This is a genomic window from Burkholderia sp. TSV86, assembly GCF_001522865.1.
GTDB lineage: Bacteria > Pseudomonadota > Gammaproteobacteria > Burkholderiales > Burkholderiaceae > Burkholderia.
The window spans coordinates 38,849-53,535 of record NZ_LOWB01000132.1 but is presented as its reverse complement, the minus strand read 5'-3'; the positions used below and the strand labels follow the sequence as shown (position 1 = coordinate 53,535).

Below are 14,687 nucleotides of genomic sequence, written 5' to 3'. Positions count from 1 at the left end.
GTCATGGATAGCCGCGAACAGACGATCGGCGCCGCCTGCGTGGACGCGGCCGCAACGGCGCCCGCCCGCCCCGGCATTTCGCGGGACGTGTGGATCATTCTCGCCACGCTGGCCGTCGACGCCGTCGGGCTCGGCGTCGCGATTCCGGTGTTGCCGGATCTGCTCGCGGCCGTCGGCGCGCGGCCGGCGCAGGTGCCGGTGATGCTCGGAAGCCTGATCGCGTGCTTCTACTTCATGCAATTCGTATTCGGGCCGCTGGTCGGCTCGGTCAGCGATTCGTGGGGCCGCCGTCCGGTTCTGCTGGTCGCGCTCGGCGGCTGCGCGGCGAGCTATGCGATCGGCGCGACCGCGCGCGGCTACGGCTGGCTGCTCGCGGGCCACGTGCTTGCCGGCGTCACGGCGTCGAGCGCCGCCGTGGCCACCGCGTACCTGGCCGACGTGACGCCGCCCGCGCTGCGCTCACGCCGTTTCGCGCTCGCGAGCAGCGTGCTCGGGCTCGGCCTGATCGCCGGGCCGGCCTTCGGCGGGCTGCTGGGCGCGCTGGGGCCGCGCGTGCCGTTCATCGCAGCCGGGGCGGTCGCGTTGCTGAATTTCGTCAGCGCGGCGTTCTTTCTACGCGAAAGCCTGCCGGCACAACGGCGCGTGCCGTTCTCGTGGGCGCGTGCGAGCCTGGTCGGCAGCCTGCGTCTCGTGCGGCGCGATCGCGTGTTCCGCGGCCTGCTCGCCGCGGTGTGCTTCGGGATGATCGCGTATGGAATCTATCTGTCGTGCTTCGTGCTCGCCAACGCAACGCGCCTGGGCTGGGGGCCGCGTGAGAACGGCTTCGCGCTGGCGGGCCTCGGGCTCGGCATCACGTTGACGCAGACGCTGCTGCTGCCGCGCCTGGTGGTTCGATTGGGCGAGCACCGCACCGCATTGCTCGGCTTCGGCTTGTTCGTGCTGGCTTACGGCGTCTACAGCCAAGCCGATTCCGTCGCGCTGATCGTCGTGGCGCTGGTTTTGCATTCGCTGTCGCTGATCAGCGATCCGAGCGTGCGCAGCCTGATTTCGGTGCATGCCGGCGCGCAGCGTCAGGGGGAGTACCAGGGCGCGCTGGTATGCCTGACTGGGCTGGCGTCGTCGATTGCACCGCTGCTGGGCGGCAAGCTGTTCGATTACTTCGCTCGCCCCGGCGCGGTGCTGTTCTTTCCTGGCGTGCCGTTCATTTTTGCCGCGTTGCTTTACGCGCTCGCCATGCGGGTGGTCTGGCGCGCGATGCGCGGCCATGCGCGGGCAGTGCGCGAATGATTCACTTCTTGTTGACTGATGCTTGGAGGATTTGCGCATGACCTCTTTACTCGACGATCCCGACGGTGTGTTTCAGGTGCTGATCAACGGCGCTGGGCAGCATTCGCTTTGGCCGGCTGAACTGCCGATACCCCAGGGTTGGCACAAGGCGTTCGGCGACGATACGCGCCAAGCCTGCCTCGATTACATCGAGGCGCGATGGACCGATCTGCGGCCGCGCGGCATCGCCGTGAATGGCGCATGAGCGCGGCGCTTCACCGGCTTGCGGGCATGCGCGGCGCGCCCGCTTTCCCTCGACACAGGACATCGATTTCGCCATGAACATGCGACACCCATCGTTTCGCGCGTTGCTGCCCGCGCAGCGGGAAATCTGGCTGGCCGAGCAGCTTCGCCCGGACACATGCGTCTACAACACGGCGGGCTATGCCGACATCGGCGGCCCGGTCGATCACGGCCTGTTGCAGCAAGCGTTCAGTCAGGCCATGAATGAAGCGGACAGCCTGCGCGTGACGTTTTCGGCCGATGGCGACGATACGTGGCAAATGCCGGGCCGCCCACGGCAATTCGACATGCCGTTCGTCGACGTGAGCGGCGACGCGTCTCCACCCGACGCGGCGCTCGCGTGGATGATGCGCGACATGCGCACGCCGCCGGACCATGCAACGGGCCCCTTGTGCAATAGCGCGCTGTTGCGGATCGGCGCGCAGCGCTTCTTCTGGTATCTGTGTGCGCACCATATCGTCACGGACGCCTATGGCATGACATTGCTCGTGCGGCGCACGGCGCAGATCTACAGCGCGTGCGTGCAGCGCGGGGCCGCCGCCGTGGCGTGGTTCGGCACGCTGGACGACTTGATCGACGACGACCGCGCTTATCGGGACTCGGACGCGTTCGCCGCTGATCAGGCTTATTGGCGCGCGCGATTGATCGAGCGGCCGCAGCCGCAGAGCCTGTCGCCGGTGGCGTTGCCGGGGCAGTTCGCGCCGGCAGGCGGGTTCCACCGGCAATGGGACGAATTCGACGCCGCGACCAGCGACCGGATGCGCGCGATGGCGCGCGACAGCGCGCAGGGCATGCCGCCGTTGCTGGTCGCGCTGATGGCCGCTTATCTGCATCGAATGACGGGCCAGCGCGACGTCGTGCTCGGCTTGCCCGTCACCGCGCGCCAGAGCCGCCTGTTGCGCAACACGCCGGGCATGGTGGCGAACGTGTTGCCGTTGCGCTTCACGTGCGACGCGGCGACGAGCTTCGCCGCGCTTTACGCGCAATGCGCCGCCGAGATGCGCGCATCGCTGCGGCACCAGCGCTATCGCGGCGAGGCGATGCTGCGCGATGCGCAGCAGTTTGCGCCGGGCGAGCGCCTGCATGCGCAGAACGTGAACCTGATGGCGTTCGAGCCCGCGCTTCGGTTCGGCGAGCAGCTTGCGCAGACGCACAATTTGTCGAACGGGCCTGTCGACGATTTTTCGATCACCGTGTATGACGGCGGCGCGGGCCGGCCCATTCGCATCGCATTCGATGCGAACGAATCGTTGTACACAAGCGGCGATCTGGCCGCGCATCGCGAGCGCTTCCTGCGGCTGGGCAGCGCGCTCGTGACGGCTGCGCAGCGCCCCGTCGCCGAGGCGCCGCTGCTGACGCCGGCGGAGCGCCACATGCTGACCGGCGCGCGGGATGCGCCGGGCCCGATTTCATCCGCCGATACCATCGTCGAGCGCTTCGCGGCGCAAGCCGCCGCGAGCCCGGCCGCGATCGCGCTGGTGGACGGCGGCCGGCGGATCAGCTATGCCGAGTTGAACGCGCGCGCGAATCGGCTGGCGCATCTGCTGATCGGCTCGGGCGTCGGGCCGGAAGCGTTGGTCGGGTTGCACATGGCGCGCTCGGCCGAACTGATCGTCTGCATGCTCGCGATACTGAAGGCGGGTGGCGCATACGTCCCGCTCGATCCCGCTTATCCGGCCTCGCGGCTGGCATTCATGCTCGCCGATGCCCGCCCGACGCTGACGCTGACCACGCACGCCCACGCGGCGCAATTGCCGGCGCGAACGCCGGCGATGCTGCTCGACGATCCTGCACTGCAATCGGCATTGCAGGCCGCGCCCGCTTGCGATCCCGTGCCGAGTCCGCCGCTGCATCAGGAAAATGCCGCTTACGTGATCTACACGTCCGGCTCGACCGGTCAGCCCAAGGGCGTGGTGATTACGCACCGCAATGTCATACGCCTGCTGGACAACACGCGCGCGTGGTTCGACGTCGGCGCGGCGGATGCGTGGACGTTGTTCCATTCGTTCGCTTTCGATTTTTCCGTCTGGGAGTGCTGGGGCGCGCTGCTCAACGGCTGCCGGCTCGTCGTCGTGCCCTACGAGGTCAGCCGCTCGCCCGCGGAGTTCCTCGCGCTGCTGGCCGACGAGCGCGTGACCGTGCTCAATCAAACGCCGTCCGCGTTCCAGCAGTTGATGCAGGCGGACGAAGCACGTCCCGATCTGAGCGCGCGGCTCGCGTTGCGCTATGTCGTGTTCGGCGGCGAGGCGCTCGATGCGCGCTGCCTCGCGGGCTGGTATGCGCGCCATTCGGAAACCGCGCCGCGACTCGTCAATATGTACGGCATTACCGAGACGACCGTTCACGTCAGCTATCTGGCGCTGAGCCGCGCGGTGGCGGCCATGCCGGCCAGCAGCCTGATCGGGCAGCCGATACCGGACTTGCGCGTGTATGTGCTCGACGCGGCGTTGCGCCCCGTGCCGGCAGGCGTGCCGGGCGAGCTGTACGTCGCCGGGGCAGGCTTGGCGCGCGGATATTTGTCGCGCGCGTCGCTGAGCGCGCAGCGCTTCGTCGCCGATCCGTTTGGCGAGCCGGGCTCGCGCATGTATCGCACCGGCGACGTGGCGAGATGGCGGCCCGACGGCGCGCTGGATTTCATCGGCCGCGCCGACAATCAAGTGAAAGTGCGCGGCTTCCGGATCGAGCCGGGCGAGATCGTTGCGCGGCTGATGCGGCATGCGTCGGTCGCGCAGGCGGCAGTGCTCGTGCGGCATGACGAGGCTGGCGACGGCCGCCTGATCGCATACGTGGTGCCACGCAGCGGCGAGACGGTCGATCCGGCGGCGCTGCGCGGTTTCGTGGCCGCCGATATGCCGGAGCACATGGTGCCTGCCGCGATCGTCGCGCTCGATGCGATGCCGTTGACGCCGAACGGCAAGCTGGACCGTGCCGCATTGCCTGCGCCCGTCGTCGTGGGGGCGAGCCGCCGCCAGCCCGGCGACCGGCTCGAGCAGCAGGTGTGCGCGCTGTTCGCGGAGTTGCTCGATGCGCAAACACTCGGCGTCGACGACAGTTTCTTCGAACTCGGCGGTGATTCATTGCTCGCGATGCGTGCGATCAACAAGCTGCGCCAGACCTTTGGCGTCGAGCTGACGATTCGCGACCTGTTTGCCGCGCCGACGGTTGCGGCTTTGAGCCGGCGGCTCGATGCACAATTGGCGAACGTGCGCGCCGCAGACGAGGGCGGGGCGGAGCCGATCACGCGATAAGGCGCGCGGGCGCGGCTTGCGCGGGCCAATCCGGCCGCGGATGGTCCGCCCGGCGCTGACAGCGCCGATTCGCTCGCGCCGCCGCGCCGCGAACGAATCGATCAATGGGCCGCGATGCCGTGTCGGCCATTTCAATCATGCCTCTCAGGCTCGCTCATGCGTATGCCTTAGACGGCGGCAACATCGCGCGTTCGACGTCAACCTGACTGTCGCGCGATATTCCTTTTCAGTTCGCTCGAATGATTGACCCAGAAGCCGGGCGCGCGCGCCGCGCCGCTCGGGCCAAGCTCGCGATATCCGGCTGGAACCGGGGCCGCTCGGGTGCCGGTATGCGTCCGTCGGCGCGTTGCGCCGCCTCTTGAGGCCACAACCTCATCTTCATTCGGCGTACCGGCCGGATGATGTGCCGGTAGAGAATCGGCTGTCGTGGGCCAGGTCAATCTGAACTGGCGGGATCGCCTGCCTGGCCATGCCGAGCCGAAGCCGCGGGCCGTTGCGTATGAATGCCGGCATTTCAAAAAAATTTTTAAATGGCATTGCCCGGTGTTTTTGTTTGAAGGTATTGATTTGTTTAATAGAGTTTATTTTATGAATAAATTCAAAAAAATACTGCTTTAATCTTCTTTTATGCGAAAGCTACGTCGGTCATTTTGTTTTGTAAATTCCAATTTTTTGGCTAGCATCAATTGAATTGCTTTCACGATCCCGAGTCGAGACTAATTAAATAAGGTGGTCTATATGAGATCTATTTTTTCAATTTCTCATTCCGCGGGTGAATTGGCAACACAGATCGAAAAAAACTTTTTATATGCCGACGAGGCCCGCCGATTGATCGGCGTGCCTAAAGATGCGCAATTGAGCGTTGAACTGAGCGGAGCCGACGAATCGGTCGGAATCACATACACGGGTGAGCGGCACGCAACGCTGCGCATCAGCGGCGACGATGCACAACGTGCGATGGCCTACGCGCGTTGTGCGGGGTGGGCGAACGGCATTACGCTCATACCGACGTTGACGCGGCTGGCGGCAGCGGGGGCGTTTGCCGGGCTCGACGTGGGGGCGCGGCGCTCGATACGTGCGTTCGCGCAGACGCGCAAAGCCGATCCGAGCCGCAACCTCGGCTTATTGTGGGGAGCGTTCCATTTGCTCGCGCTGGCCGGCTGGGTCGTCATCGACGGCGCGGACACGGATGCCCACTATGCGCTGACGCCGGAAGGATCGTCTGCGGCCGCATGCGTGGAAGCGGCCGGCGTCCTGTTCCGGCGCGCCGCTGACGCAACGGCGATGCTGCAGCATCTGCACGCGCTTTGTCACGGCAAGCGTGTCAATCACGGCGAAAGTGCTGCTTATGTCGCATTCGTTGACCAGTGCATCGCCGGTTGGCCGTTGCCGCCTATAGCGGATGCGCTTGATCAGCGTGTCGACGAGAGGCTTCGTGGCGCGCTCGATGGCTTTCTCCTGGGGCCGACTTGGGTTGCGCTCGACATGCCGGTGTTCGAAACGCATGACGGACAATCCAGCAAAGTGATGGACGGCATTTTCGAAGCATGCGACGCTTCGTCCGATTGGGTTTCGATGCGTGACGGTTGGCCGCACGCGAATCGCGTGGTGCTGGACGCCGCATGGCGGTTGTTGCACTACGCCGGAATGGTCGATATCGATACTGATCGCGAATGCGTGCGGTTGAATGCGCTCGGCAGGATGCATCGTCCCATTGCCGCTTCGTATGCGGGGTTGGCCGCATCGTATCTGCGTTCGTATGCCATGCTGAACGAATTGTTGTTCGGCGATCCCGATCCGCTCGATATCGAGCGCGATGGCCATATCGATCGCGTGATGAATGTGTACGCAATGAAAGAGATCAGCTCGGGGGCTGCGTTGCAGGAGGCCGCGACGAAGATCGTTCACCGGCTCTTCGACGAAACCCCGCTGGAACAGCAGCCGTCAGGCATTGCCGACATCGGATGTGGCGACGGCAACGCACTCAGGCGGCTTGCCGAGTATGTCGTGCACTCGACGCGACGCGGCCGAATGCTTGCCGATTATCCGTTGCTCGTCGTCGGCGCAGACTACAACGAATCGGCCCGCCGTCGCGCCGCCGACACGCTGGCGGCGCTCGCTGGCGTGCCCGGCGTGCAAGTGCGGGTCGTCGCAGCGGATGTGTCGCAGCCCGAGCGCTATAACGATACGATCGCGGCAAGCGGCCTGACCGTGAAAAACGCCGATGGTGGTTTTCGTCCGGCGCAACTTGGCGATCTGCTCCATACGTTCATGTTCCTGGTGCACAACCGGCGGTTGGACGCGCGATGCCGCGATACGGCGGACGAGATTCTCGTGCGTCACCTGCGCAGTGTCGACCGCGCACAACTGCGCCGCGTCGTCGACCGATATTTTCCAGGCCGGTTGACGGTTTCCATACAGGCGCTGGAACCCATTGCGCATGCCGATTTAAAGGCGGCATTTCGCGTCGGATACAGCGATGCCGATGGGTTTGTTCCAGGCTATGTCGCGGCTGCCGATCTGCTTGATTTCTTTGCGCGCTGGAAGCCGTATGTAGGGCACGGTTTTCTGATTGCTGAAGCGCATTGTCCTTGGGCGGCGAGTGAGCCGGCCGACTGGCGGGCCGCGCAAGCGCGTTCGACGTGCATCGCCCAGTTGCCTTCCATTTTTACGTGGGCAATGCATTTCGTGTCGCGCCAGTACTTGATGCCATTTCACGAATTCATGCTGACGGCATGCCTGGCAGGGCTCCAGCCGCGCGATACGGTATACGGTCGGGTCTATCCGCAAAATTTCCCGGCTCCTGATCAACTGGACGACTATCGCTACCTGAGCATTGCCGAATACGTCGCCGCTGCCTGAGCGAAACGCGTCGAGCGACGCAGCCGGGAAAATTTTTGCATTGACGCTTACAGCGCCTTTCATTCAATCGGTCGGAACCGCGTTTCAAGCCGGCCGGCATTCCAATAAAAAGTAGAAAAATGATTGAATCGATAAACAATTCGAAATTACGATGAATTTACGTTTTTCTTTCCCAGGGCGCGAGCCGTGCCGGAGGGCTGTGCAAGCGCGACCGGAAAGATGTATCGCCACGGGCCTGCATCGAAGCAATCGTTCCACCTTCGAGACATCCCATGGAGAGCATCATTGATTTCGAAATGCATTAGGGTAATGAGGCGCTGCATCAAATCGATTATTCCGAGTACGCGAATTTCTATTCATTCGAGGAAAATCATGCATTTTTCGGAAAACGCGCATCGCAACGTGAAATTCGAAGATGAAAGTATGAAGCTGGACAACCATGAGGCAGCGGCGCTGGCGGCCAGGATTCGCCGGATTCTCACCAGCCCGATTCAGCCGGCGATGCACGATATGCTGGCCGGCCTCATGATGGATCAACGATGCCGCCACCGGGTTGGATGGAGCGCACACGCGCAGCATTATTCGACATACGAGCGGATGCTCGGCCTGGCTGGCAAGCTGCCACGGGGCGCCGGCGATCTCTCGGACCCGTCCCTGTTATTGGGCGTCGCGGAGTGGGCGGCGGTGAATGATCCTTCCGTTTGCTTTCTGTTTCTAATTCAATATGCACTTTGCATTGGAACGTTGGTGGAGTTGGGCAAGGATAATGTTTACGCCCGGAAGTATGCGCTTGAGCTGGCGCAAGGGACGAAAGCCGGCGCATACATGATCACCGAAATCGGTAATAGCAACAGCCAGATCGCGGTGCGTGTCGAAGCGCGCTACGACGCGCAGGCTCGGGAGTTCGTGCTCCATACTCCAGATGACGGAGCGCTGAAGTTCACCAACGTCGGCATCAACAATCTGGATAAGATCGGAATCGTATGCGCGCGTCTTTTCGTCGATGAAAAGGACTGCGGCGTCTTTGCGTTCGTTCTGGATATCAGCGACCGCCATGGGCCGCGTCCGGGCGTCCGTTTATCTTCTCCGGCCGAAATTGCCTATCTGCCGCTGGATTATGGTTTCGCGGGCTTTGACAACGTCAGGGTGCCGTTCGAAGCGTGGTTGTCCGACGGCGCGACGATCGACGCCGCCGGCCGGTTCCACGACCCGCTGGATAGCGCCAATGCACGGATGGTCCGCTCGCTCATCGCGCCGGACAATATATGGGCGATGAGCGGCTCAGCGTTGTGCGCCGTTGCCCGCGCGAGCGCCGCGCAGACGCTGTCTTATTCGATGCGCCGTTCGAGCGCGGCGCGTATCGCGGTGGAAGTTCCGCTGCTGAGCTACTACAGCCAGCGCCGGGCCGTATTCCGCGCGTTGGCGACGTCCTATGTCATTACCTGCTTTGCGAAGGATGCGGCTCGGCAATGGGGCGACACGCTGCATCGCCGGGCCACGCCGAAAGGGGAGGAAACGCAACACATCGTATGGGCGCCATGGAGCGCGACCAATAAGAGACTGTCGCTGGTCAAGGCGTTGACCACCTGGGCCACTGAGGAAGTGATCGCCGAATGCCGGTTGCACTGTGGCGTGGCGGGCCAGCTCACGGTCAACCGGTATATTGAATATGAGGGCTTGGCACACGCCTTTAACGATGCGGGCGGAAACAATTTCCTGATTCTCCTCGATATGGCGCGTACCTTGGTATCGACCCCGCTGCCCGACGCGCCGCCTGCCCCCGTCGATGTGCCGCTGCCGGAAAATGCGGCGAGTGCGTTCAACCGGCTGCGAACGCGCGAATACCGGTTGACTCGCCGGCTGACCGAAGACGTGGCGGCTCGAACAGCCGAGGGTTTCGATCTGCTGGACATCTGGAATCCGCTTCTGCCTATCGCACGAGATGCTGCGCAAGCACATGGCTTGTGCATGGCGATGCAAACCGCGATAACGATGGCCGAAACCGTTGACGATGCGCAAGGGCGCGCGATCCTCCGGGATCTGAGCGCATTGTTCATCCTTGATCAAACCGATCGTCATGCGGCTTGGCTAATGAGCGAGGCGCTGCTGAGCGACCAGGAATACCGGTCGATCGGCGCGTCGATAGATCGTTTGTGCGAACGGCTCGTTCATTACGCCGATATGCTTGTCGCTGCGTTCGGGTACCCGCATGCGGTCATTCAATCGCCGGTTTCGGACCCTGATGCGGACTATGTGACGTCGCTGCTGCGTGCGGTCAATTGAGCCCGCTCAGGACGAAGCCGGCGATGGGCGCTTGCCGAATCAGCGGGTTCGTCACGAATTCGCGCGAGGGCGGCGCCCAAAAATGCGATGTCACGCAGAAGGCGGCGCAGGCCTCGCGCTCGGCCGGCGGCAGCCGGCCGCCGGCCGCCGCTGGTAACCGGGCGGCGGGGCGGCGCACTACCGGCGGCTTGCCCGTGATGGCACAATCCAGGCAACGAATCGATCCTGCGGCCGGAGCGGGGATGCGGCGCGCGCGCCATGCCCACGCGAAGCGCCGCCTTCACCCATTGTCCGGGAATCGTTGCGATGAAAAAGCTCATCAATCGTCCAGCCGACGTCGTATGCGAAATGCTGGAGGGAATCGCGCGGCAGATGCCGCATGTCGCCATTCTCGGCGACGAGAATGTCCTGATTCGACGGGATTTGCCGCAGCCGGCGCAGCGTCCGGTCGCGATCATCTCCGGAGGCGGCAGCGGTCACGAGCCGGCGCACGGCGGTTATGTGGGCGCGGGCATGTTGAGCGCGGCCGTTTGCGGCGAGGTCTTCACGTCGCCGTCCACCGACGCGGTTCTGGCCGCGATTCAAGCGACGTCGGGGCCGAACGGCGCGGTGCTGATCGTGAAGAACTACACCGGAGATCGCCTCAATTTCGGCCTGGCGGCTGAACTGGCGCGTGCCGAAGGCATTCCGGTCGAGGTCGTGATTGTCGCGGACGATGTATCGCTGCGCGGTATCACGCCGCGCGAACGGCGCCGCGGTATCGCCGGCACCGTGCTCGTGCACAAACTGGCCGGCGCGGCGGCCGAGCGGGGGCTGGCGCTGGCCGACGTGGCTGCCATCGCAAATGAAGCGGCATCCCATCTCGGCACGATGGGCGTGGCGCTCGACGGCTGCACGATGCCCGGCGTCGAGCAGTCCAGCTTCAGCCTGGCCGATCACGAGATCGAACTTGGATTGGGTATTCACGGCGAGAAAGGGGTGAAGCGCGCGTCGCCGATGCCGGCGGACGCATTGGCTGAAACGCTCGTTGCGAACATCGTCGAGGATCAATCGATTCGCGGCGGCGACCGGGTGGCGTTGCTGGTGAACGGCCTCGGCGCAACGCCGGACATGGAGCTGAGCATCGTGCTGCGCGCCGCTTACGATAGCCTGAGCCGGCGCGGCGTGATCGTCGAGCGTGCGTGGGCCGGCACCTTCTTGTCCGCGCTCGACATGCCCGGCTGCTCGGTCTCCGTGCTCAAGCTGTATGACGGCATGCTCGAAGGGCTGGACGCTTCGACGCAAGCGCGCGCATGGCCGGGCGGCGGCGCGGTGAACCGCAATATCCGGCTCGCCCCCGCCACGACGGGCGCCAGCGACGCGCTGCCGCCGTTGACAGCCGATGGCCATGCATGGGCCGGCCGGCTTCGCCCCGCGCTGCATGCGGTTGCCGGCACGCTGATCGACAACGAGCCGAGATTGACCGAACTCGATTCCCTGGCCGGCGACGGCGATCTGGGCGCCAGCATGCGGCGGGCGGCAAGCGCGATACTCGAATTGCCGCTCGAAGCTTATGGCGCGCCGGCAACCGCGCTTGCCGCGCTGGGCGCGGCGTTGCGCCGCGCGATCGCCGGCAGCTCCGGGCCGTTTTACGCGACGGCGCTCTTGAGGGCCGCCCGGCAGCTTGCCGGCGTGTCCGAGCCGAGCGCGCGTGATTGGGCAAGCGCGTTCAGGCGGGGTGTCGAGGCAATCGGCGATTTGGGCGGCGCGAAGCCTGGGGACCGGACCATGCTCGATGCGCTCGTGCCTGCCGCCGACGCTTTCGATCGCGAACTGTCGGCGGGCAAGAGCGCCGCCGATGCGTGGGCGGCGGCAGTCGACGCCGCGCAGCAAGGCGCGCAGGAAACCGCGGGCATGACGCCGCGAGCGGGGCGGGCCAGTTATCTGGGCGAGCGCGCCGTCGGCTCGCCCGATGGCGGGGCGGTTGCCGTCGCATGCTGGCTGCGCGCATTACTGCCGCATGTGGCGCAGCGGGCCGGCTGAATCTCGCGCCCACCGTCCCATCCGCGGCCTCGATCCGCGCGTTTGATCGCTCTGCTGTTGCTGAGCCCCGTCGAACGCAACGCGCGCCAACCGATAGATAAGCAATTCGAAATGAATTGGTTTGGCCGCCGCGCGATCTCCCTTAGTATCGGCGTCGGGTTTTAGGTGCGCATCGCGCGCCCGTTCATCGACGAGAGAGCATTCATGACGCGTTCCCCACGGACGAGCCGCCGCGGCTTCATCGGCGCGAGCGTGGCGCTGGCATGGTCGGCGGCTGCGCCCGGCGTTCGTGCGCAAGGCGCGCGCATTGCGCACGCGCACACGCTGCGCATCGGTTATCAGAAGGGGCCGTTGAGCCTGTTGAAGGCGCGTGGCACGCTGGAAAAGCGGCTCGGCGCATCCGGCACCCGTGTCGAATGGACGGAGTTTCCATCCGGGCCGCCGCAGCTCGAGGCGCTCAACGTCGGAGCAATCGATTTTGGCGACGTCGGCGAGGCGCCGCCGATCTTCGCGCAAGCAGCGGGCGCGCCGTTCGTCTATTACGGGCAAACCGCGAAGCGCCCGGCGAGCGAGGCGCTCGTCGTGCCGAACGATTCGCCGATTCGATCGGTGGCGAGCTTGAAGGGCAAGCGCATCGCGCTCGTGAAAGGGTCCAGCGCGCATTTTCTGATCGTCAAATTGCTCGCGGCCGCCGGCATCGACTATCGCGACGTCACGCCGGTCTGGCTGCCGCCGTCGGATGCGCGCGCGGCATTCGAGCGCCGATCGGTCGATGCCTGGGCGATCTGGGACCCGTTTCTCGCCGTTGCCCAGAAGACGGTGAACGCGCGCATCGTCGCGGACGGAACAGGCGTGGTGAGCAACCGCGCGTTCTATTTCACCTCGCGCGCCTACGCGCAGCAGAACGGCGACGTGTTGCGCGCGGTGTTGGCGGAACTCAGCGCGCTCGACAAATGGACCGAAGCGAATCGCAAGCAGGCGGCTGACGAGTATGCGCGGCTCTGGAACTTGCCGCGCGAAGTTGTCGACGTGGCGCTCGGACGCTTGCGATACGGCATCGCGCCGATTTCCCGCGACGCGCTCGCCGATCAGCAGCGTATAGCCGATGCATTTCTCGAGTTGAAACTGCTGCCGAAGCGCGTCGAGATTACCGATGCGGCGCCTCGCGGGCTCGCATGACGCTTGGCATCCGCTGCGCGCGATAGGCCATGGCCACGCTTCGCGCGGTTTGCCGGCCGTGCGTGTGCCGGCATTGCGGACGGCCGGCGCGGGGTGCCGCCTGCGCGGAGGCTGGAGTGCGCGCACGCGTTGCGATCGGGCGGCCGCTTGCGCGGAGGCTCTTTTTTCGACGCTTTTTTTCGAACCGGCACGGGCGTTGGCCGATCGAGGCCAGCCGCATGCGCGCGTGCGTTCGGCCGCGGCCGCCGTGACCGGCATGGCAGGTTCGGCCGCCGCGCTCGCCCGACCGGCCGCTACGGATCATTGACACTCATCACGGACATCCGATCATGAATCGCTCGACCTCGCGAGATCGCAGAGCTTTCCTCGTTACCGCGACTGCGGCGCTGGCCGGCATTGCAACGCCGGCTTGGGCGAAATTCGACAGCGGCCAATTTCGCATCGGTTATCAAAAAGCCGCCAGCACACTGGTGCTGTTGAAGGCGAAAGGCACGCTCGAAAAGCGGCTGGCGCCGCTTGGCGTCAAGGTGACATGGGCCGAATTTCCGGCCGGCCCGCAATTGCTCGAGGGACTCAACGTCGGGGCGATCGATTTCGGCTATGTCGGCGAGGCGCCGCCGGTATTCGCGCAGGCCGCGGGGGCGGATTTCGTCTATACGGCTTATGAAGTGCCGACGCCGCGCGCCGAAGGCGTCGTCGTCGCGCGTCAATCGCCGGTCCGGCGTGTCGCCGAACTCAAAGGAGCGAAGATCGGTTTCAATCGCGGCTCGGACGTGCATTGGTTCGTCATCGCGCTGCTGCGCAAGAACGGCCTCGATTACGGCGATATCCAGCCGGTTTTTCTCGCGCCCGCCGACGCCCGCGCGGCACTCGAACGCGGCGCGATCGACGCATGGGCGATCTGGGATCCGTTTCTGTCGGCGGTCCAGACGCAAAGCGGCGCGCGCCTCGTTGCCGATGCGCAGGGCGTGGCCAGCCACCACCAATTCTTCGTCAGCCAACGCGAATTCGCGCAGAAGCGCAAGGATGTCATCGCGCTGACGCTGGACGAACTCGGCAACGAAGGGCAGTGGGTGACGCAGAATCTCGCCGCTGCCGCCGAACGGCTGGCGCCGCTGCAGGGGCTCGATGCCGCGACCATCCGCGCGGGCCTCGCGCATTACGCGCATAGATACCGGCCGATCGACGTCGCCGTGCTCGACGAGCAGCAGCGCATCGCCGATACGTTCTATGAACTCAAGGTGATTCCGCGAAGGATTGCCACGAAAGAGGCAGTGCTGTGATCTGAGGCCAGGGGGGCGCGGGATATCGGCGGGCTTCGTCATCGGTGATCGGCCCGCACCCTCCTGCCCGCACGGTGCACGGCATCGCGCGAATGGATAGCGCAATCCGTGACCATGCGGATTGTGCTGTTCGGCAAATGCATTTGCGCCAGCGACGGCGATTCTGAATGGTTGGTTTGAGTCGGATTGATCTCGACTTCAACCCGTGCAACCGAACGCCGAACCGCATGTCCTCCGATCG

8 protein-coding genes are annotated in these 14,687 nt (G+C 64.8%); all 8 read left to right on the top strand.

From position 1 onward, the window contains the following. The first annotated feature begins 3 nt into the window (after nt 1-3). Nucleotides 4-1,287: an MFS transporter gene (locus tag WS68_RS24555; RefSeq protein WP_059573350.1), complete on the top strand. Its 1,284-nt coding sequence runs from the start codon at nt 4-6 to the stop codon at nt 1,285-1,287. A 37-nt stretch (nt 1,288-1,324) separates the two neighbouring features. Then, nucleotides 1,325-1,531, top strand: coding sequence for an MbtH family protein (locus WS68_RS24550; protein ID WP_059573319.1), 207 nt, complete (start codon nt 1,325-1,327; stop codon nt 1,529-1,531). Nucleotides 1,532-1,604: 73 nt separating this feature from the next. Then, entirely contained in the window at nt 1,605-4,817 is a 3,213-nt protein-coding gene (locus WS68_RS24545; RefSeq protein WP_059573318.1) for a non-ribosomal peptide synthetase, read from the top strand. A 738-nt stretch (nt 4,818-5,555) separates the two neighbouring features. Further along, complete coding sequence (locus WS68_RS24540; RefSeq protein ID WP_059573317.1) at nt 5,556-7,679, top strand: class I SAM-dependent methyltransferase; 2,124 nt, start codon at nt 5,556-5,558, stop codon at nt 7,677-7,679. Nucleotides 7,680-8,051: 372 nt separating this feature from the next. Beyond that, nucleotides 8,052-9,962 carry an acyl-CoA dehydrogenase family protein gene (locus tag WS68_RS24535; protein WP_059573316.1) on the top strand — a complete coding sequence of 637 codons (1,911 nt, stop codon included), beginning with the start codon at nt 8,052-8,054 and terminating at the stop codon, nt 9,960-9,962. Nucleotides 9,963-10,268: 306 nt separating this feature from the next. Next, entirely contained in the window at nt 10,269-11,984 is a 1,716-nt protein-coding gene (locus WS68_RS24525) for a dihydroxyacetone kinase family protein (RefSeq protein ID WP_059573314.1), read from the top strand. Nucleotides 11,985-12,188: 204 nt separating this feature from the next. Next, a complete protein-coding gene (locus WS68_RS24520) occupies nt 12,189-13,163 on the top strand; it encodes a sulfonate ABC transporter substrate-binding protein (RefSeq protein WP_059573349.1) in 975 nt (324 codons plus the stop codon). Between the two features lie 329 nt (nt 13,164-13,492). After that, the gene (locus WS68_RS24510) at nt 13,493-14,446 is read left to right on the top strand and encodes a sulfonate ABC transporter substrate-binding protein (protein WP_059573312.1); all 954 of its coding nucleotides are present in this window, start codon (nt 13,493-13,495) and stop codon (nt 14,444-14,446) included. Nucleotides 14,447-14,687 lie beyond the last annotated feature (241 nt).

Coding starts and splice junctions, on each gene's coding strand:
- WS68_RS24540 (WP_059573317.1), top strand. CDS start 5,556: ATGAGATCTATTTTTTCAATTTCTCATTCCGCGGGTGAATTGGCAACA.
- WS68_RS24535 (WP_059573316.1), top strand. CDS start 8,052: ATGCATTTTTCGGAAAACGCGCATCGCAACGTGAAATTCGAAGATGAA.
- WS68_RS24545 (WP_059573318.1), top strand. CDS start 1,605: ATGAACATGCGACACCCATCGTTTCGCGCGTTGCTGCCCGCGCAGCGG.
- WS68_RS24555 (WP_059573350.1), top strand. CDS start 4: ATGGATAGCCGCGAACAGACGATCGGCGCCGCCTGCGTGGACGCGGCC.
- WS68_RS24550 (WP_059573319.1), top strand. CDS start 1,325: ATGACCTCTTTACTCGACGATCCCGACGGTGTGTTTCAGGTGCTGATC.
- WS68_RS24520 (WP_059573349.1), top strand. CDS start 12,189: ATGACGCGTTCCCCACGGACGAGCCGCCGCGGCTTCATCGGCGCGAGC.
- WS68_RS24525 (WP_059573314.1), top strand. CDS start 10,269: ATGAAAAAGCTCATCAATCGTCCAGCCGACGTCGTATGCGAAATGCTG.
- WS68_RS24510 (WP_059573312.1), top strand. CDS start 13,493: ATGAATCGCTCGACCTCGCGAGATCGCAGAGCTTTCCTCGTTACCGCG.